The 18,088-nt window shown below is 44.9% G+C and carries 14 protein-coding genes and 1 tRNA gene; 9 read left to right on the plus strand and 6 right to left on the minus strand.

Going from position 1 to position 18,088, the window contains the following annotated elements:
• Positions 1 to 152 precede the first annotated feature (152 nt).
• Positions 153 to 1,004, plus strand: a complete 852-nt coding sequence (locus VX730_01080) for a fimbria/pilus periplasmic chaperone (GenBank protein ID MEC9290974.1) — start codon at positions 153 to 155, stop codon at positions 1,002 to 1,004.
• A gap of 55 nt (positions 1,005 to 1,059) precedes the next feature.
• Here the strand turns inward: VX730_01080 and VX730_01085 are convergent, their stop codons facing one another.
• A complete protein-coding gene (locus VX730_01085) occupies positions 1,060 to 1,644 on the minus strand; it encodes an isochorismatase family cysteine hydrolase (GenBank protein ID MEC9290975.1) in 585 nt (194 codons plus the stop codon).
• Between the two features lie 128 nt (positions 1,645 to 1,772).
• Between VX730_01085 and VX730_01090 the strand changes: the two genes are divergently transcribed.
• Positions 1,773 to 3,122, plus strand: coding sequence for an ArsB/NhaD family transporter (locus tag VX730_01090; protein MEC9290976.1), 1,350 nt, complete (start codon positions 1,773 to 1,775; stop codon positions 3,120 to 3,122).
• Between the two features lie 56 nt (positions 3,123 to 3,178).
• On the opposite strand, the gene VX730_01095 is transcribed toward VX730_01090, so the two are convergent.
• Positions 3,179 to 6,775 (minus strand): right-handed parallel beta-helix repeat-containing protein, encoded by a 3,597-nt coding sequence (locus tag VX730_01095; GenBank protein ID MEC9290977.1) that lies wholly within the window; start codon positions 6,773 to 6,775, stop codon positions 3,179 to 3,181.
• A gap of 97 nt (positions 6,776 to 6,872) precedes the next feature.
• Here VX730_01095 and VX730_01100 point away from each other — a divergent pair, with 97 nt between their 5' ends.
• The 3 genes from VX730_01100 to VX730_01110 all read left to right on the plus strand — a co-directional run bounded on the left by VX730_01100 (position 6,873) and on the right by VX730_01110 (position 8,777).
• A complete protein-coding gene (locus VX730_01100; protein MEC9290978.1) occupies positions 6,873 to 7,814 on the plus strand; it encodes a glycosyltransferase family 9 protein in 942 nt (313 codons plus the stop codon).
• A 17-nt stretch (positions 7,815 to 7,831) separates the two neighbouring features.
• Positions 7,832 to 8,149, plus strand: coding sequence for a hypothetical protein (locus tag VX730_01105; GenBank protein ID MEC9290979.1), 318 nt, complete (start codon positions 7,832 to 7,834; stop codon positions 8,147 to 8,149).
• Between the two features lie 88 nt (positions 8,150 to 8,237).
• On the plus strand, positions 8,238 to 8,777 hold the full coding sequence (locus VX730_01110) for a hypothetical protein (GenBank protein ID MEC9290980.1): 540 nt from the start codon (positions 8,238 to 8,240) through the stop codon (positions 8,775 to 8,777).
• A gap of 19 nt (positions 8,778 to 8,796) precedes the next feature.
• Here the strand turns inward: VX730_01110 and VX730_01115 are convergent, their stop codons facing one another.
• A complete protein-coding gene (locus VX730_01115; GenBank protein ID MEC9290981.1) occupies positions 8,797 to 11,124 on the minus strand; it encodes a DNA translocase FtsK 4TM domain-containing protein in 2,328 nt (775 codons plus the stop codon).
• Positions 11,125 to 11,609: 485 nt separating this feature from the next.
• Between VX730_01115 and VX730_01120 the strand changes: the two genes are divergently transcribed.
• The 4 genes from VX730_01120 (at position 11,610) to VX730_01135 (ending at position 15,287) form a co-directional block, all read left to right on the plus strand.
• Positions 11,610 to 13,271, plus strand: coding sequence for a hypothetical protein (locus VX730_01120; protein ID MEC9290982.1), 1,662 nt, complete (start codon positions 11,610 to 11,612; stop codon positions 13,269 to 13,271).
• A 90-nt stretch (positions 13,272 to 13,361) separates the two neighbouring features.
• Entirely contained in the window at positions 13,362 to 14,360 is a 999-nt protein-coding gene (locus VX730_01125; GenBank protein MEC9290983.1) for a type II secretion system protein N, read from the plus strand.
• A gap of 32 nt (positions 14,361 to 14,392) precedes the next feature.
• Positions 14,393 to 14,480, plus strand: a tRNA-Ser gene (locus VX730_01130).
• Between the two features lie 213 nt (positions 14,481 to 14,693).
• Positions 14,694 to 15,287: a hypothetical protein gene (locus tag VX730_01135; GenBank protein MEC9290984.1), complete on the plus strand. Its 594-nt coding sequence runs from the start codon at positions 14,694 to 14,696 to the stop codon at positions 15,285 to 15,287.
• On the opposite strand, the gene VX730_01140 is transcribed toward VX730_01135, so the two are convergent.
• The 3 genes from VX730_01140 to VX730_01150 are packed head-to-tail and all read right to left on the minus strand — an operon-like array spanning position 15,284 to position 18,034.
• Complete coding sequence (locus VX730_01140; protein MEC9290985.1) at positions 15,284 to 16,588, minus strand: RsmB/NOP family class I SAM-dependent RNA methyltransferase; 1,305 nt, start codon at positions 16,586 to 16,588, stop codon at positions 15,284 to 15,286. The two genes, VX730_01135 and VX730_01140, sit on opposite strands and share 4 nt — an antisense overlap.
• A gap of 5 nt (positions 16,589 to 16,593) precedes the next feature.
• Entirely contained in the window at positions 16,594 to 17,514 is a 921-nt protein-coding gene (gene rimK / locus VX730_01145) for a 30S ribosomal protein S6--L-glutamate ligase (protein MEC9290986.1), read from the minus strand.
• Positions 17,507 to 18,034, minus strand: coding sequence for an ATP-dependent zinc protease (locus VX730_01150; GenBank protein MEC9290987.1), 528 nt, complete (start codon positions 18,032 to 18,034; stop codon positions 17,507 to 17,509). The genes rimK and VX730_01150 overlap by 8 nt, the downstream gene beginning before the upstream one ends.
• Positions 18,035 to 18,088 lie beyond the last annotated feature (54 nt).

The raw sequence follows: 18,088 nt of genomic DNA on the forward strand, positions 1-18,088 counted from the left end.
GAACATACTACGTTGGTGGTGTGCTCTCTGTTGGGGCGGCCGGTCCTCCTGCTTTTGGGGCATTTAGTAGTGCTAATGCTTGCGGTACGCCCCTTGTGATAGAAGCTGTTATCCCGTAAAATATAAAAGCTGAATAAGGAAATTAACGTATTATGTTGAAAAAAATAACTTTAGTTGCTTTAGCGCTTGTAACGCTATGTAGTGCAACGGCTTCATACGCAGAGGGAGCTATCCTTTTTGTGTCTCCACACCGTGTTGTTATTGAGCCTAAAGAGCGTACAGATGTTGTGAGTATTGCAAACCAATCTGATCGTGAGCGTAAATATGAGATGATTGCGGTAGATCAGGTCATGAATGAGAACGGTGTGACGCAGCGTAAAGATACATTCCAGTATTCAGCTAAGCGTATGCTTCGTTTTGTTCCACAGCGCGTAACGCTTAAGCCTGGTGAGCGCCAGATTGTTCGTATTATGGCGCGTCGTCCTGCGGATTTAGATGATGGTGATTACCACTCGCACCTTCTATTTAGAGAAGTACCGAACAAGGATGAAACTGCAGAGCTTGCAGGTAAACAATCTGATGTACAAGTCAAGACAGGCGCTGCTGCAAAAACACTTTCATTTAACATTGGTACATACTTTGGTGTTGCGATTCCAATTATTGTACAAAAGGGTGAGATTGAGTCTGGTATTGAAATGGGCCAGATTGAAGTTGCGCCACGTAGCGATGGTAAAGTGTTGTTTGCGAGCGTGCCATTTATCCGTTCGGGTAACTCAGAGGCTTCAGGATTCCTAAAAGTTTACATTCAAGACGCAAGTGGTGAAGCGATTAGTTCTCAAGTTGTTTGGGTGCGTGTGTACCGTGAAGTTGATCAAATTGTTCGTAAAGTGAACGTCAAGCTTCCTGAGGTTATTCCTCCGGGAGCTAAGGTGAAGTTTGACCTTTACGAAACAGATGACGATCAGGCTCCGTTAATTTCGTCTCAGATTGTAGATCTTAACTAAAAGCTTGAAGCAAAAAGAAGCGCCCCACGGGGCGCTTCTTACGTTTGTGCATAACCTATCGGATAAGACGAGGGGCAATGTCAGAGAAGTTCTTCACTTCACCCACTTGTGCAGCAACCTGCATACCTAGGTCATGGCGCTCGTCTGTGCGGTCGTAACAGCCGTCTTCAATGACGCATACGTTGAAGTCCATGTCATGGGCTTCGTAAGCACTCATAGAGACTGTACCAAGTGACAGACCACCAACAATGTAAAGGTCAGTGACGCCTTTTGTGCGCAGGATGATCTCTAGGCGTGTACGGTCAAATGGGCCTACGCGGTGTTTACGGATTACTGGTTCGCCTTTTTGTGCAGCGATTTCTTCAGGGATTTGAGTACCCCATTGGTCAAGAAGAAGAGCGCCCTTATCTTTAATACCTTTAAAAATTTTAGAGTTCGTCTCAGGAAGTTCCGCGTAACCATCGCTAAAGCCTGTACGTACGTGAATGACAAGGCCACCTTGCTCTCTGAAGTGCTCTTGAATACGCGCGATACGTTGAAGCGTATCGTGTTTTTTCACGTACTGTGAAGTTTCTTCACTGAGAAGACCTTTTGGATCAAGGTATTCATTCATTAAATCAACACATAAAAGTGCTATCATTTTTCTTATTCCCCTATGTAAAAAAATTAAGAAACCTGCCGAAAAAATCTTGACGTATGTTTCAAACAGGCGTATTTCAACCATCACTATTACACAGTAAATACGACTTTGAAAAGAGAAATCCGAAAATGATGATTGAACATGCGGCCAATGCTGGCCATCTTTCTGGCGTTTCAGCAGTCCAAATGTGGACGGCTGTTGCGATCTTTATTGCCACTTATGGCGTAATCCTATCTGAGCGCATTAACCGTGCTATTGTTGCGGTTATTGGTGCGGGCCTTATGGTCCTTCTTGGCGTGATGACACAAGAGCAAGCTGTCCACTCTGTAGATGCCAACACAATTGGTCTTCTACTGGGTATGATGATCCTTGTCGCTGTGATGAAAGAGTCTGGTGTTTTCCAGTACGTTGCCATTAAGTCCGCTAAAGTGGTGAAAGCTGAACCGGTGAAGATGCTTGTGGTATTTGCACTTGTAACAGCCGTGTTTAGTGCCCTGTTGGATAACGTGACAACAGTTCTTCTAACAACGCCTGTAATTCTGCTGATTACGCGTGAGCTGAATGTTAAGCCTTACCCGTACCTGTTCACAAGTATTCTTGCATCTAACATTGGTGGTGCAGCAACGCTTATTGGTGACCCGCCAAACATTATGATTGGTTCTGCCGCTCACCTTGGGTTCTCTGACTTTATTGTAAATGTTGCGCCGGCTTCAGTATTCATTATGGCTGCAACGCTGATTCCAATTATCTTCTTCTGGAGAAACTCTCTGCACGCTGAAGAAAACGCAAAACAGCGTATTATGCGCATGAATGAGAAAGAAGCGATTCAAGATAAAGAGCTTTTGATCAAATCTCTTATTGTGATGTTTGCTGTTCTTGTTGGTTTTGTAGTTGGTCACAGCTACCACATTATGCCAGCAACGATCGCCCTAACAGGTGCAGCAGTTCTTCTGCTTCTTGATAACATTCACCATGGTAGTGAAGAGCAGCACGAGAAGGTTCACCATGCAATTGGTGAAGCCGAGTGGGTAACGCTCTTCTTCTTTGGTGGTCTATTTGTTCTTGTGCACGGTATTCAAAACGTGGGTGTGATTGGCTGGATGGCTGACCACATGATGGCGATGACTGGTGGTGATAAGACGACAACAATCTTTGTGATCCTTTGGGGTTCTGCAATCCTGTCTGCTCTTGTTGATAACATTCCTTTTGTTGCGACAATGATTCCAATGATTCAGGAAATGACACCTGCTATGGGTGGTGAAGAAGCTGTGAAGCCTCTATGGTGGGCGCTATCTCTTGGTGCTTGCCTTGGTGGTAACGGTTCTTTGATTGGTGCGAGTGCCAACCTTGTGGTTGCTGGTTTTGCTGAAAAAGCAGGCCACCGTATCCCCTTCCTAAAATTCATGCTGATGGCATTCCCGCTCATGTTGATGAGCATCGTGATTGCAAGCATCTATGTATGGATCGTCTTCATTTAAAGTTGACGTTAGCTATCAAAAAAGGCGCCTGAGAGAGGCGCCTTTTTATTTGTTCATCACGGACCAGGGTCTGAGCCTAGAGCAGGGGTTGAATCAAGCGTACCGCTATCTAGGAGGACGTCACCGCCCAGTGGGCCACCAGCTTGTCCCCACCAGTTGTTTTCGGCGCGAAGTGTGCCGCCATCTACATCAACAAAGATGTCGTTGTTGGTATTGTTAAAGATACGGTTGTTACCTGTCGTAGAAAGCGCGCCGCCACCAAGGTCCATTGTTACGGTACCTGTTGAGTCATCATTAATGTATGCGCCCCAGTTGGTGTTATCAAACGCTGAAACGTTTTGGAACTCACCACTAAAGTTTGATGTGTCATAGGCATTAAACTCAATACCAGCATCTGCGTTACCGCTTACGCCGCTAGAACCTGTAAGAGACCACGTGAGGTTACCAGATTGGTTGCTGCGAATATCCATACCGTCATCAGCATTGTTGCGTGAGTTTACTTGGTTAAGAGTTGCATTCATTGTTGAACTGTTGTTGGCCTGCATAAAGAGACCATCTTGACCCATGCTGTCTCTAATTGTGAGGCTGTTAAGAGCAATTGTCATGTTGGATGTTGATTCAGATTGAATAATCACACCATTATCGCCGCTATCCTCAATGGTCCCTGTTGTAAGAGCCATGTTTACCGTAGAGCCGTTTTGTGCATTTACAAACAGGCCTTCATTGCCGTTGGTGTTGGATGTAAGGTTGCTGACTGTCCCTGTTGTGCTACCAATTTGTGAGTTGTTGATACCCGTAATGTTAAGGCCATGGTTTGTGTTACCGCTTGTGTTAGCTGTTGCAATATCGTAGTTGCGAATGTTTGCGCTTGTGCCTGCAAGGATTTCAATACCATTTACGGTATTTCCACCTGCTGTAAGGTTGCTGAGGTCAAGGCCTACACCAGATGTTTGAGCGCTATCCGCATATTGGAAGCTAAAGCCTGTAAGGGCGTTATTGTTCGCTGTCGCACCATCTAGTGTGAGCAGGGATTGTGTTGTGCCATTTGTAAGCGTTACAAAACCGTATCCGCCATTATTGTTAAAGGCGTTTGTACCACTAAAGTTCATGTTATAAACCGTAGCATTATCTGTAAAGAGTCCCAGCATACCATGGCTACCAGAGCCTGTAATGGTGAGGTCTGTAAATTGGTTATTATCGGCATTGTGGTTGAAGAGACCTGTGCCTGTTGTACCTGTAATGTTGACATTATTAATTGTGTTTCCAGATGAACGGTCTAGCAGTTCAATACCGTTACCAGCTGATGTGTCTACAGTGAGATCTCTAATCGTTGTGCCATCAGCATTGTTTGTTAGGTAAATACCACTGTCTGTACTTCCTGTTACATCTGACCCAGTAATAAATCCATTGTCAGCACCGTTAATGTAAATGCCACTCTCGCCTGCACCTGTAATATCTACGTTTGTGAGGGTAAATGAATCTTGTCCGTCGCCATCAATGTTTACACCATTACGTGTTGCGTTAACAATCGTTGCGTTGGTAAGCGTACTGTTAGGAGAATTCGGTGTTCCGTTGCTTCCTGAAACAAGGTTGTAACCATGAGCACCTGCATTTGTAATTGTTGCACCTGTAATTGGGTTTCTGCGTGAGTCGGTCATGCGGATACCATCATCACCAGATCCTGTTACGGTAATGTTGGCAAGTGTTGTATCCCACGTATATTCATAATGAAGGCCGTATCCACCGCTTCCGTTGACCTCAAATGTGTTTACGGACGTATTATCAATGTAGTATGCGTATAGACCATCATCACCAGCATTAGTCACGAGAATGTTTGAAATGGTATTTCCAGTGTTAGCGCCTGAATTGCTAAAGTGGATGCCATCAGTACCTGTATTGGTAATGTTTGTACCTGTAATTGTTCCGTTATCAGCACCATTAATATGGATACCATGTCTAAACGTACCAGTAATATTAGAGTTTGTGACAGCGTAGTTATCTTCATTATCAGAAGAGAAGTAAATACCATCACCAGCAGCTGTTGTATTAACGGTTACTTGGTCAAGCTCTAGAGAGAATGTACCATTTTCAGCATAAAAAGCGTGGTTACCACTGTTGTTCACAGTTACAAGTTGAGCCACGTTATTGTCTGCATTTCTGTAACGAATACCGTAGCGGCCTGGGCTTGTGATTGTTGTGTTATGAACAAGTGTATCGGCAGAGTTATTTAGATAAATCGCATCTTGCCCAGCGTTGTTAATTTGTACGTTTGAGATAATGAGGTTGTCACCACTGTTAGAGAAAATACCTTCGTCGCCAGGGTTGTTAATGATGACATCGCGGATAATAGCATTATCTGCATTATCATCGCGTACGTAAATAGCTTCATCGGCTGCATTATCAATACGGATACCCGCCACTTCAATGCCGCTATTACTACGGATTGTGATGGTATCACCTGAATTAGATGTCAAAATTGGAAACCCGCCAGCAGGAAGAACTACAAAACCATTGACATCTTCAGGTGGAAAACCTGGGAAGGTTACAGTATCACCATCAATGTAAAAGTCTACACCTTCACCATAAAGCTTTTGGTTTGTATCTCGGAGAACAAAGTTGCCTGTGTAACCTGTGCTGGTTCCATCACCTTCATATACATAAATAAAGTCGTTATTACCTGCGGCTGAAATACCTGCAGAAAGTGTGTTGTAAGGGTTGCCTGGTGAACCATCACCACCGCCACCAGCTGTGTTATCAACAAAATAAATACGTGATTCGTCTGCACCAGAACCAGGGTCGTAAGCAGCACTAATAAGGCCAGGGACATCAGCGACAACGATATCAATATCACGCTCAATGGGCTCCATCATGCGGGCGCGAATGCCTTTATGATCAACAAGCTTTTTGCTTTTTCCAAGTGGGATACGTATGCGCAAATCTGCATAGTGGTTATGACCTCTTGCTTCATCATATAGGGTTTCATAACCCATTCTAAGCCATGGCGTTAGGTTGGTATGCGCACGCAGGCGTGTGCCTTCAATATCTGTATAGTTCCCTTTATAGAAACGGTAGTAAGCAGCGTTGACCCAAAGGTCTCGCTCTTTACCAAGAGGGATGCGTCGACCAATTTCAAAGTCATATCCCTTTAAACTGGATTCATAGGTTTGGCCGCTATCTGCAATCAGTCGCCCGTCATTTGCAATACGGATTTGTAGTCCTGTATCTGAAATGAGGTTTGGACGCGAGAGAGGGTGGTACATGTTGGCACGGAAATCCCAGTTCTTTGTGAGAACTTCTCCACCAAAAGTCATTTGTTTGTAAGTAAAGTTTGTGAACGAACGCCTTACATCGTAGAAGCCGTAAACGCCAATAACTTTATTGTCTTTAATTTTACGATACCCAAGACCAAAGTTACCCTCTGTTGTGTTTTGATCTGTCACAACTCCACGAATATCTGCAAACGTCATAGCATCCGCACGTTGGTTGAGAGGGATCATGAAATCCATAGAGTAGATGTTACGGTTGTTACCAAGCTTAGTGTTGTAATCCACAACAGGCTCGAATTCTTTAAAAGATCCCTCAGATGCGAAAGCTGGGACACTGCTAAGAAGTGTCGTGCTGAGGACTGCGTATTTCATAAACTTAAACATCATAGTAAGAAGTCTAAAGCAAAAACCTTGCCAGTGCCTTAAAAACCGTCTAGCGTGGGAAAAGTTGAGTGATTTGTAACTAAGGGGATGTGATTAAAAAGTGGCACGTATACTCGTTATTAAACTGGGTGCTCTTGGAGATTTTGTGCAGGCCACTGCAGCACTGCAATCTATTCGTGCGACACACCCAGATGCGCACATTACACTGCTCACAAGTCAGGCTATGAAGCCTTTCATAAAAAATTTACCTTGGGTGGATGCCATCGAGTTTGACGGGCGCAAGTCTGTTTGGAATCCATTTTACTTGAAAAAACTCGCTTCTCAGTTGAGAGGGTATGAGCGTGTCTATGATCTTCAGACTAATGATCGTACGACATTTGTTTATTCTAAGCTTGCAGGTCAGGCAGAGTGGAACGGTATTGTAAAGCGTGATGTGCTTTGCCATAAAAACCCACTGCGTAACCAAATGCACAGTTTGGATCGTTTAAAAGATCAGCTGGCGGTTGCCGGTGTAGATATGACTCATGAACCTGACCTCTCTTATATGCAGGAAGATGTTGAGGGGCTTATGAAAGAATACGGCCTTAAGTCTGGCCAGTTTGTTTGTGTTGTCGCGGGTGGAAGTCCGCATCGCCCAGATAAGCGTTGGCCACATTATGTAGAATTGATTCAGAAGCTAGAAGATAAATATCAAGTGGTTCTTGTTGGGGCAAAAGCAGAGCAAGATGACCTTGGCAAAATTGCTCATGAGACCAAAGTTGTTAACCTTTGCGGTAAAACCTCACTTGGGCAGTTGGTTGGGCTCTTTCAAAAGGCAGGTGTGTTTGTTGGGAATGATACAGGACCTTCACATATTGCAGCTGCGTCTGGCTTAAAAGGCCTCGTCCTTTTTGGCAATGATAGTAATCCAAACTTGTGCGCGCCGCGCGCAGAGGGCGTTTCTTTCTTGAGAGATGCTGAAGATATTGCGTCCATTTCGCCACAGGATGTGTATTCAAAAATAAAGCCTTTCTTGAAAGAACTTGATTTCAGCCTTTCTTAAAAGACACACTTAACTTTATGAGAAGGTATGCTCCAGCATTTGGTGTGCTGGCTGGCCTGCTAGTGTCAGCCTGTACGCCTGAGATTGAACATTTTGCCAAATCTGAATGGCAAGATGTGAAGACGTTTGAGTATGGTAAAACGTTTAGCAAAATTTCTGGGTTTAGTGATGCGTTCCCAAGTTATACAGAGCGTTCTGCTGCATTAGATCAGCGTTTATGTTTACATCAGGAGAGTGAACGCCGTACGATTACAGTAAACGGCGTGAATGACCAGCAGTACTACCGTCGTTGTACTTTGATGCCATATCCAACGCCGCAGCTTCATCGTTTCTAAATCAAAGTTTACTTGATTCTATAGTTTTGTTTGTATACATTAAGTGTATTGTTGATCTTTCAGCACTTTTGATATGGCGGAGTTTGCCATGACACTTTCTTTGCCCTTAGGGCGTTCCCTTGTGCGGTGGATGGATGAAACAGATGTTTCTGATATGCCTGTTCAGCGTATAGGGCTTTCTCAGATGGTGCCTTTGGAAAAGGTGCTGCCTCAGTTGAAGCGGAGCCGTGTAGAAGTTCAAGATGTGACGGATAGCGAATTAGATGCTGTGCGTGTAAAGCTTGAACAAGCAGCTTCAGTTGAAACCGCTTTTGACGCGGACACATATCTGCAGGTCTGTAAAACACGTCCACTCGCTCAGCACTGTAAGGCTGCCTCTTGGGTGGTGCAGCAGTTGTTTGGTGGTCGTATTGTTTACGCCAAGATGCCAACCGGTGTTGCGCATTACTGGAATATCCTGCCTTGTGGCCGTGAAGTGGATGTTACAGCACCTCAGTATGAGGATGTGTATGAGGGAAACGGGCGTGACCCGGTTGTTCCTTTTACGCATATTACCTTGTCTGGTAAATCTGTGAACCCACGCTTCAAAAAGCTTTATAAACGATACCAAGAAAAGGCCGCCCAATGAGGCGGCCTTTTCAATGTATTTAGTACCCACCTTGTGGTGGCTGTTTAATGATGACTTCACGTTTACCAACATGGTTGGCTTCACCGACAAGGCCATCGCTTTCCATTTTATCAATGATGCTGGCCGCACGGTTGTAACCAATTTTCAGGTGACGTTGAATGAAGGACGTAGACGCCTTTTGTTCACGCGCTACAACCTCAACCGCTTGCAGGTAGAGAGGGTCATCATCTTCGACACCGCCATTACCAGTACCGCCAGCTGCACCGTCGCTGCCACCAGACTTGGTGATATCGATGAACTGAGGGTCTGACTGTTCTTTGAGGTGTGTTGAGATGGCATGACACTCTTCTTCGCTCACAAAGGCACCATGCAAGCGATCAAGGCCGTTAGAGCCGTTCGCCATGTAAAGCATGTCCCCTTTACCAAGAAGTTGCTCAGCACCCATAGAATCAAGGACTGTGCGTGAGTCAATCTTACTTGTTACGTTGAATGAGAAACGTGTTGGGATGTTGGCCTTAATAAGACCTGTTACAACATCAACACTTGGACGCTGCGTTGCCACAAGAAGGTGGATACCAGCAGCACGAGCCATTTGTGCAATACGTGCAATACTGTGTTCCACTTCTTTACCTGCCACCATCATCAGGTCAGCGAGCTCATCAATCACCACAACAATGTACGGCATGTTGGCTTCAGCAACCGGCTTCTCTTCATATGTTGGTTGGCCGTTTACAGGGTCAAAACCAGTTTGAACCATCTTCTTCGGGATTTCGCCTTTCGCTTCAAACTCAGCAAATTTTTGGTTAAAGCTTTGGATGTTCTTCACGCCCATGTCTGTCATTTGACGGTAACGTTGTTCCATTTCGCGTACCACCCACTTCAGCGCGTTGTTGGCTTTTTGCGGGTCAATGATAACTGGTGTAATGAGGTGTGGAATATCGTTGTAAACAGAAAGTTCCAGCATCTTTGGATCAATCATCACAAACTTTAGTTGGTCAGGTGTCATGCGGTAGAGCAGGCTAAGGATGAATGCATTCATCGCAACCGATTTACCAGAGCCTGTTGTACCCGCAATAAGGGCGTGAGGCATTTTAGCAATGTCTGCGTATGCTGGGTTACCAGATGTATCCACGCCAAGGGCAACTGTTAGCTTGCCTGGATGGGTCTCAAATTCTTCTGTCGCAAGAAGCTCGCGTAGCGTGACCATGCCGCGATTCAGGTTCGGCATTTCAATACCAATAGCATTGCGACCTGGCACTGTGGCGATACGGATTGACATGGCTGCCATAGAGCGCGCTAGGTCATCAGCAAGGTTAATCACTTGAGAACTTTTGACACCTGCAGCAGGTTCAAGCTCGTAAATTGTAATAACAGGCCCTGGGCAGATGCGCGTGATTTTACCTTGGACACCGTAGTTTGCAAGCTCAGCCTCAATACGGCGCGCGTTTTGTTGAAGGGCTTCATCATCTGTTGCTTCTTTTGCTTCTGGCGGCTCATCAAGCAGATTAAGCGCAGGGAGTGAAAATGAGTCGCTTAAGTTCAGTGGAAGAGCTGTTTGCTTTTCACTTTCAACCTTGGCAGCAGGCTTTATTTGTTTTTGAGGCTTCTCAATAGCAGGTTTAGCAATGCTTTGTGCTGTTTGAGCTTGCTGCTTTTTCACAGCGTGCGAGATATCTTTCTTTACAGCCTCTGTTGGTGAGAAGAGAGGTAGGTCAATTTGTAGACTGCTCTTGTTGAAATTAATGCGACGCAGGCCGCGGTATGCATATTTGGCAAACATGCTCACAAAGCTGTAAGCAATGCGAGAGAAACGCGCAACGTCAGAGAAGGCATAGCCAGTCCACCATACAAATGATGTAAAGAATGTAAGCGCCATAAGTAGCAGTGTGCCAGCATAGCCAATCATTGGGCTACAAATTACAGCAAGGAGTTTGCCGAGAAGGCCTCCGTTACCAATACTGTTTGGTGCTGGCCATTCTGGCATAACATTAAGGAGTGTGCAAAGTGTTGCAAAACTAAGGAGCATTGGGAGGAGGGCGCAAAGCCTAAAGCCGGCCTCATGGAAACCACGGTGCTTTACAAGCTGAGCCGCAAGAACCAGAAAGGCAACAGGGAGCCAGAATACGCTAAGGCCTAGGTATGTGATACCAAGATCAGATACATACGATCCTGCAAGGCCCATGCTGTTATTGACCTGCGAGGACGCAGTTGCAACACTTAAGGATGGATCTGTTGCATTATGTGTAAAAAAGGCCAAACATAAAAAAATAGCAGTAAAGAATAAACCGAGTGCTACGGCCTCTTGTGTGCGATGTTTGGCAAAATTAGATTGTGCTTTAGTTGGCATTCCCGTTCTCCTTCTCCAACTACAGTTTTACGGCAAAAAATCCCAAAAATCCAGTAAAGATCGTACAAAAATACTTTAGAAAAAGTAGAGTGTTACTTATATGATACAAGACTTTAATGAATGGCTTTTGATTTGGAATTAAATTGCATGTTCATTAAATGAACAGTTTACAAGAAGCGCAAAACTTATAAGACTTTCTCCAAAGTCTATTTTTGGGCTGGTCCATTTGGGGCCGCAAAATAATCTCTTCGGAGAACAACTATAACTAAACAAAAATAGGATAAATCCAATGAAGGATATGATCAAAATGATGTTGGCTGTATCTATGATTGTTGTAGCTGGTTTCGCTGTATCTGCATGTGATGATGACGATAGCAGTGCTACTGGTCTGGTAATCAGAAACAACTAATCGTTGATATAAACAACATTTTCGTTAGCTAACGGAAAACTTATAAAAAATAAAATAAATAATAGGGAAGTTCAAAATGAACAAACTTCTTAAAAGCACATTGATCGCCGGCGGTGTGATGGGCGCTTTCTTCGCTTCTAACGCGAACGCGCAATCATTCAACGTCCTGATCGATGAAATTGAGCTTGTTAGCGATGCTGACAACTACATCTCATCTGCTGCTACTGTGTACAAGCCATCTGTTGGTGTAGGTGCAGCAACAACTACAACTGTTGACTTCTTTGCTGATGACAACGAGCGTTACAACCTAGTTAAGCCTTCAACTGGCGTGTACGAGTCTATGATCGTTCACTTCACAACTGCTGAAGTATCTGGTTCTACTGCTGGTATCACTAACGTTGACCTAACAGACGTTCCAGGAAACGGTGGTTTCCGTGGCGCTCTATTCCACCAGTACGGTGGTCGTGACGTAATGATCTTTGGTTCAATTGGTGACGGTCTTGGTGCTTCTATTCAAGACGTAATTGCCGGTGCTGTTGCTATTCCAATGCAGCCTGTTGTTGTGACTGCTAGCGGTTTCTCAGTTCCTGAGTTCAACTGGAACTTCCCAGCTGCAAGCGTAGAAGAAATTGGTACTGACGTGAACCTTGTAAGTTCTCTAAAGCCATTCACTCTAGCAAACAACGTTGATAGCTCTGACGTTATCGACTTTGAATTCACTGTTAAAGCAAACGCTTTTGCTGCTGCAACTGACTTCAACGCTGGTACTTCTAACATTGCTGTAGGTCTATTTGCTAAGTCTATGACTGATGCTCGTCCTATGTTCCACCAAACGTTCCGCCCATCTGCTGCTGACGTAGCGGACGGTTCTGCGAGCGAAACAATCACATTCTACGATGTTCCTGCTGTTGACACTGTACCAGTTGCTTGGTTCGATGCTGACAACGATAAAGAACTTGACCAGGGTGAGTACGTTTCTATGGCTGACTTCACAGTAGAAAACTCAGATGTACTTGGTACTGCTATCGATGCAGCTCAAACAGCTGACTCTACTGTAGCGTTTGACTACAACAGTGCAATCAGTGCTGTAACTCAAACTGCTGTACCATTTGGTTACCGTACGTTTGACCTTGTGATCCCAATGGGTGACCTTGATGGCGCGACTGCTGCTCTAGCTCCTGCTGATGCAACATTCAACGCTTCTGGTATCATGGTTACTGATGCTGGTGCTGGTCCTCTAGCTACAAGCACTTGGGCTTCTACTTCAGGTACAGCTCTTCTACAAGTTGCTTACGACATCTTTGATGATGGTACAACTCAAGTAGCTCGTAACTTTGACCTAGCGATTGGTTACGGTGAAGAAACTGGTAACAGTGATGCAACAATTGATTCTGGTGAAGCAATGTTTGTCGTAATGGCTAACGCTGCTGCTGACAACGTTTCAGGTGTATCATTTGTTTCTAGTACTGAGCTTCTAACGATCTCTGGTATCCCATTCACAGCTATTACAGCTGTATCTGCGGATAACACTGGTGAGTACTCAGTAACTGTAAACTCAACTGATGACACAACTCCTACAACGACTGCTACTGGTCTTACAATTGAAGAAGTTGGTTCTCTAACAGTTGGTGCTGAACTTGAAGCTCCTGTTGCTGGTTCGATCACTGTTGTCGTTGGTGATGGTGATGCATCAAACACTGATGGTATCATCGACATCATTGACCTAGGTACTCTATAATACCTAAGTTCTACAGATGACTTAATAAACCCCCGCAAGTGCGGGGGTTTTACTTTTGTGTTTTTATAAAAATCCTCTATACTTGCTTTCATGAAATTTGAAACTGATTCTTTATTCTGGTCTGCTCAGCAAAAGCTTGAGTCTTTTGCTCAAACACTCCTGTGCTACATGCATTCAAAACGTACTTCTCTTCTCTCTCTTGTTGTGTTGAGTGTTTTGGTTGCTGTTATGTTGGTCTCTTCTGTTTTTGCACTGATGCCATACTTGCCAAGCCTGATGCTCACAAGTAATCCAGAAACGACAGCTTATGCATTTGAAGCAGGTGATTTGAAAAAGGCGCAGGCAGTTTCACTTGAGAGCTATGACTCTCTTGAGCGTGCTGCATGGTTTGGTGCATCAACACAGATGGCATTAAACGAGCTGCCAGTAGAAACAGTAAAAGCAGAAACAGCTTTGAATTTGACTCTTAAGGGAACAATTTCTGGATCTTCACCTTACGCTATTATTGTGGATAACATGACGGGTGAAAGTAAACTCATTCAAATGGGTGAGTCTGTGCTTAAGGGGGTTGTGTTAAAAGATATTCAGCGCCGCATGGTTGTACTGAGTAACAAAGGTAAGTTGGAAAAGTTAAGCCTTCCTGGAAACGATTTCTCGCAATTTGTTAAGAATGAAGGCAGTGCTAAGAAGCCTGCTACTGTGAAACCTTCTCAGAAGCGCTCTGGGCCTTCTAACGTCTATGTTTCAAACAGGGAAGTTGTAAAGCGTCAAGAAGTTCGTGTTTCAAAAGCTGATATTAAAGATGCGTTCTCCAACCTTGGTCGCCTTGCAACACAAGCACGTTTCTTGCCTCGTATTGAAGGTGAAGAGATTGTTGGCTTCCGTGTCACAAAGCTTAAGCATGACAGCTTCCTTGCGAAACTCACAGTTCAAGAGAATGACATTCTTGTGAAGGTGGATGATGTGCCTGTGTCAGACCGTGATCGTCTCTTCCCGATGCTGATGGAACTGAAGAATGCTGATGAGGCTGAAATTGTTCTGAATCGTCGTGGGACGCAAATTGGTCTTCTTATTAAAGTTGACTCATAGATACGACTTTGTTTTTATATCCCCTCTGTTATGGAGAAGTGGCCGAGTGGCTTAAGGCGCACGCCTGGAACGCGTGTTGAGGGCAACCTCTCGCAGGTTCGAATCCTGTCTTCTCCGCCATATCAAAACGCCCCCTTGTGGGGCTTTTTATATGGGGTTAAGAGAAACAGAGATAAGAACCTGCGAAGCAGGTTTGAAAGCGAGGAACGAGCGCCCGTAAGCGAGCGGAGCGATGCGCAAAGGAGCAAAGCGACTGGCAATCCTGTCTTTTCTTTATTTGTACGAACTTATGATTGATGCTACTTTGTGTTGCATTAGTTTTAGAGGTTATAAATGAAAAAAATAATATTCTTAGGCTTGAGTGCTCTTCTGCTTATTTCTTGCAGTAAATCAGTTGAAAAACCAGTAAAGGCTGTGGCGACAGCGCCTATGAAGGTGGTGGGAGCTGCTATGGTTGCTCCTCCTTTGATAGGGCTTTATGCATATGGTTGTTTAGATGCTACTATTCCTCGTGTTTCTTTTGAAAAGGACCGCATTACTGATGTGACAGTTAATGAGCATGTAACGAAAAAAAAGTATAGCCACACTGTAGTGTGTGAGGCGTATCATGATGGCACCTGTGGGGGGACAGGAGGAGAATGGAAGTGGAGAGAGAAAATGCCTGTTTCTCCTCAGTACGGTAAGGCTGCTGATGGTCGTGATATTAAAATTAGTTTTGGTGGGTGTGGCGGGTATCCAAATATTACCTTTATAAATGAGCAGGGGGATGTTGATAGTGATGCTCATAAATATTGTGAAAAATTAGATGTAAACCCTCTGAGTGTTATGAAAGAGCCAGGAAGTATGTGTTACAGCGGACCAGACAAAACCGAACTTCTTATGAAGTTTACATATAAAAGAAAGCGCTTAAAGAATGAAAGCCATTAATTAGCTATCTTTTCAGCCCTCTTTAAGACCGCCCCAAAGAATCCGTCACAACCATGTTCTGCTGGAGTCAGGCGCAGATATGGTTGGGCGTATGGTAGGTTTACCAAGTTCTGATCTTTGAGAATATCCTGTGCTTGAACAAGTTCAAAGTCTGGATGCTTCTCTAGGAATTTTTGCACCGTGTGTGTGTTCTCTTGTGGCAGGAGAGAGCATGTAGCGTACACCACGTGGCCTGTATTATTTACAAGGCGAGAGGCGCTTTCTAGAATACTCAGCTGAATGCGATGGTACTCAGCAATATCTGCTTTAGTCAGGCGCCATTTGGCATCTGGGTTACGGCGCCATGTGCCAGTACCGCTACATGGGGCATCAATCAGAACCACATCAGCTTTGCCTTTGTGTTTCTTCACCCATTTATCATTCTCATCGCTCAGAAGCTGACGACGAACGTTATGAACGCCATTACGCTTACAACGCTTAGAGAGTTCTTCCATGCGACGCTCAACAATATCACAGGCGTAAATGGTACCTTTGTTTTCCATGAGTGCGGCAAGGGCGAGCGTTTTACCACCTGCACCTGCGCAGAAATCAACAACAGTTTGGCCCGGCTTTGGCGCGCAGAGTTGCGCAAGAATTTGTGAGCCTTCATCTTGCACTTCAAACTGACCTTCACGGTAGGCATCGAGTGTGTGGAATGGGAAGCGCTGATGAACACGCACGCCATCTGGCGAGACTTGCATGTCTTCTGCTTCAAGGCCTTTGGTTTTAAGAGCCTTTTTCACGCGGTCTTTATCAGACTTGAGTGTGTTGACGCGGATGTCCACAGGCGCTTCTGTGAGCATGCCTTTCATTTGACGTGGGAGTTGGTCCCCAAAAACACCAAGAAGGTGTTCATATGTCGCGTCAGGCACTTCTAGCATTACTTCTTCAGGAGCATTTTCAAACCAGTTCTCTGGCGTATCGTCTAAAACGTTTTCTTCTGTTGGAGACAGTGGTTCTGGTACGTGGCGCTCACCTGTGCAAGCCTCTTTAAGTTCAAGGTATGTGCACACGTCGCTGAGGATAGCGGCAGCAAAGGTGCGCTTTCTTGCGCCTACGTCTCCCGCTTTCCAAATGTATTCAGCACGGCGCCAGTGGCGGAATGTTGTGTAAACAAGGCTGCTGATAAACTTTTTATCGCTTCCACCAATGTAACGACGGTCACGGAAGTAAGCTGCCATGAGGCGGTCAGCAGGGCGTGGGTTATCCATCCAAATTTGGATGATATCAATTGCGGCTTGGAGGCGGGCAGCGTCTTGCATAGGGGTTATTTCACCATTGTTTCGATAAATTCAATAATAGGAGTGGCCGTATCAATGCCTGTTGTTTTCTCAATACCGTTTAGGCCTGGAGAAGAGTTCACCTCAAGCACAACAGGGCCGTTTTTAGAGCGCAGCATATCTACACCAGCGACATTAAGGCCGAGTGATTTTGTGGCTTGTATAGCTGTTTGAATCTCTTCTTTAGAGAGTTCAACATTGCCAGCGCTACCACCACGGTGGAGATTTGAACGGAAGTCACCATCTTTGGCTTTACGTTTCATGCCTGCAATGACTTTATCACCCACAACAAAGCAGCGAATGTCTTCACAGTTGGCTTCTTTCACAAACTCTTGCACCATTAGGTTTACCTTAAGGTCCATGAAGGCTTCAATCATGCTGATGGCTGTTTTACGGTCATCCATGAGGAAGACACCGTTACCATGTGTCCCTTCTAGAAGTTTGACAACAAACTGCTCTTGCTGCATTTGCTCCATAATGTGTGGTAGGTCATCTGGGTTATGGGCAAACCATGTTTCAGGCATGCCAATACCATCACGAGAGAGGAGTTGTAGTGCACGTAGTTTGTCGCGTGAACGAGAAATAGCAATGGAGCGGTTTACACTGTGTACGCCCATCATTTCAAATTGGCGAAGTACGGCTGTTCCGTAAAATGTAATTGAGGCGCCAATGCGCGGAATAATCGCATCAAATCCTTCAAGAGATTCGCCTTTATACACAACAGATGGGTTGTTGCTTGAAATGTTCATGCTACAGCTGAGCGTGTTGATGATATGCATATCATGTCCACGAGCGCGGCCTGCATCAACAAGGCGGTTTGTTGAGTAAATTTTAGGGGCAACAGAAAGCACGCCAATTTTAAGCGGTTTTTTAGCTTTTGTTGGGTTGCTTTTAATAAAATCAAACATGTGTGTCATCCAGTTGGTAACGCTTAGATTGAAGCGTTATGCAGTGTTCAAGTTGTGGCGTGCCCATAAGGTGGGCAAATGTTGGGCTCACAAGACAAGCTTTACCAAGTGAGCTGCGGCCAAAGAGCATGCGGTAAGTCATATCTTTACGCGATGTGAGGGTGATATCAATTGGCCAACGGTACGGGCCAACATGCACCCAAGTCAGAATCACGTAGCGTGTGTTTGTTTTACCGTTGGAGCTGGTGATTTCACGTTTATCGAGAATTTTTGCTTCGCACGTGAGTTCTTCTTTGCGGTTTTTGCGGTTAGGGTGCGTAATAAAGCGAACCCACTGCTCACCATCTTTTTCAAATGGGGTAATCTTTTCAGCATGCAGAGAGGACGTCTTTGCGCCTGTATCAATTTTGGCTTCGAGAGCCTCAATGCCGAGTTTAGGGAGTGCGACTGTTTCCACCCATCCCACCATTACTTGTGGGAATCTTGGCGGCTTGAGCGCTTGTGTCTTTTTCGTAGTCATGGTGCGGATTATGGAGCCACTACAAACAAATTGCAACTCTTAGCCAAAAAATGC

This window comes from Pseudomonadota bacterium (assembly GCA_036141575.1).
Lineage (GTDB): Bacteria > Pseudomonadota > Alphaproteobacteria > UBA2136 > JAPKEQ01 > JAPKEQ01.

Excerpts from the sequence above, each read along its gene's own strand:
- VX730_01080 (MEC9290974.1), top strand. The coding sequence starts at position 153 with ATGTTGAAAAAAATAACTTTAGTTGCTTTAGCGCTTGTAACGCTATGT.
- VX730_01085 (MEC9290975.1), bottom strand. The coding sequence starts at position 1,644 with ATGATAGCACTTTTATGTGTTGATTTAATGAATGAATACCTTGATCCA.
- VX730_01090 (MEC9290976.1), top strand. The coding sequence starts at position 1,773 with ATGATGATTGAACATGCGGCCAATGCTGGCCATCTTTCTGGCGTTTCA.
- VX730_01095 (MEC9290977.1), bottom strand. The coding sequence starts at position 6,775 with ATGATGTTTAAGTTTATGAAATACGCAGTCCTCAGCACGACACTTCTT.
- VX730_01105 (MEC9290979.1), top strand. The coding sequence starts at position 7,832 with ATGAGAAGGTATGCTCCAGCATTTGGTGTGCTGGCTGGCCTGCTAGTG.
- VX730_01110 (MEC9290980.1), top strand. The coding sequence starts at position 8,238 with ATGACACTTTCTTTGCCCTTAGGGCGTTCCCTTGTGCGGTGGATGGAT.
- VX730_01115 (MEC9290981.1), bottom strand. The coding sequence starts at position 11,124 with ATGCCAACTAAAGCACAATCTAATTTTGCCAAACATCGCACACAAGAG.
- VX730_01120 (MEC9290982.1), top strand. The coding sequence starts at position 11,610 with ATGAACAAACTTCTTAAAAGCACATTGATCGCCGGCGGTGTGATGGGC.
- VX730_01125 (MEC9290983.1), top strand. The coding sequence starts at position 13,362 with ATGAAATTTGAAACTGATTCTTTATTCTGGTCTGCTCAGCAAAAGCTT.
- VX730_01135 (MEC9290984.1), top strand. The coding sequence starts at position 14,694 with ATGAAAAAAATAATATTCTTAGGCTTGAGTGCTCTTCTGCTTATTTCT.
- VX730_01140 (MEC9290985.1), bottom strand. The coding sequence starts at position 16,588 with ATGCAAGACGCTGCCCGCCTCCAAGCCGCAATTGATATCATCCAAATT.
- rimK (MEC9290986.1), bottom strand. The coding sequence starts at position 17,514 with ATGTTTGATTTTATTAAAAGCAACCCAACAAAAGCTAAAAAACCGCTT.
- VX730_01150 (MEC9290987.1), bottom strand. The coding sequence starts at position 18,034 with ATGACTACGAAAAAGACACAAGCGCTCAAGCCGCCAAGATTCCCACAA.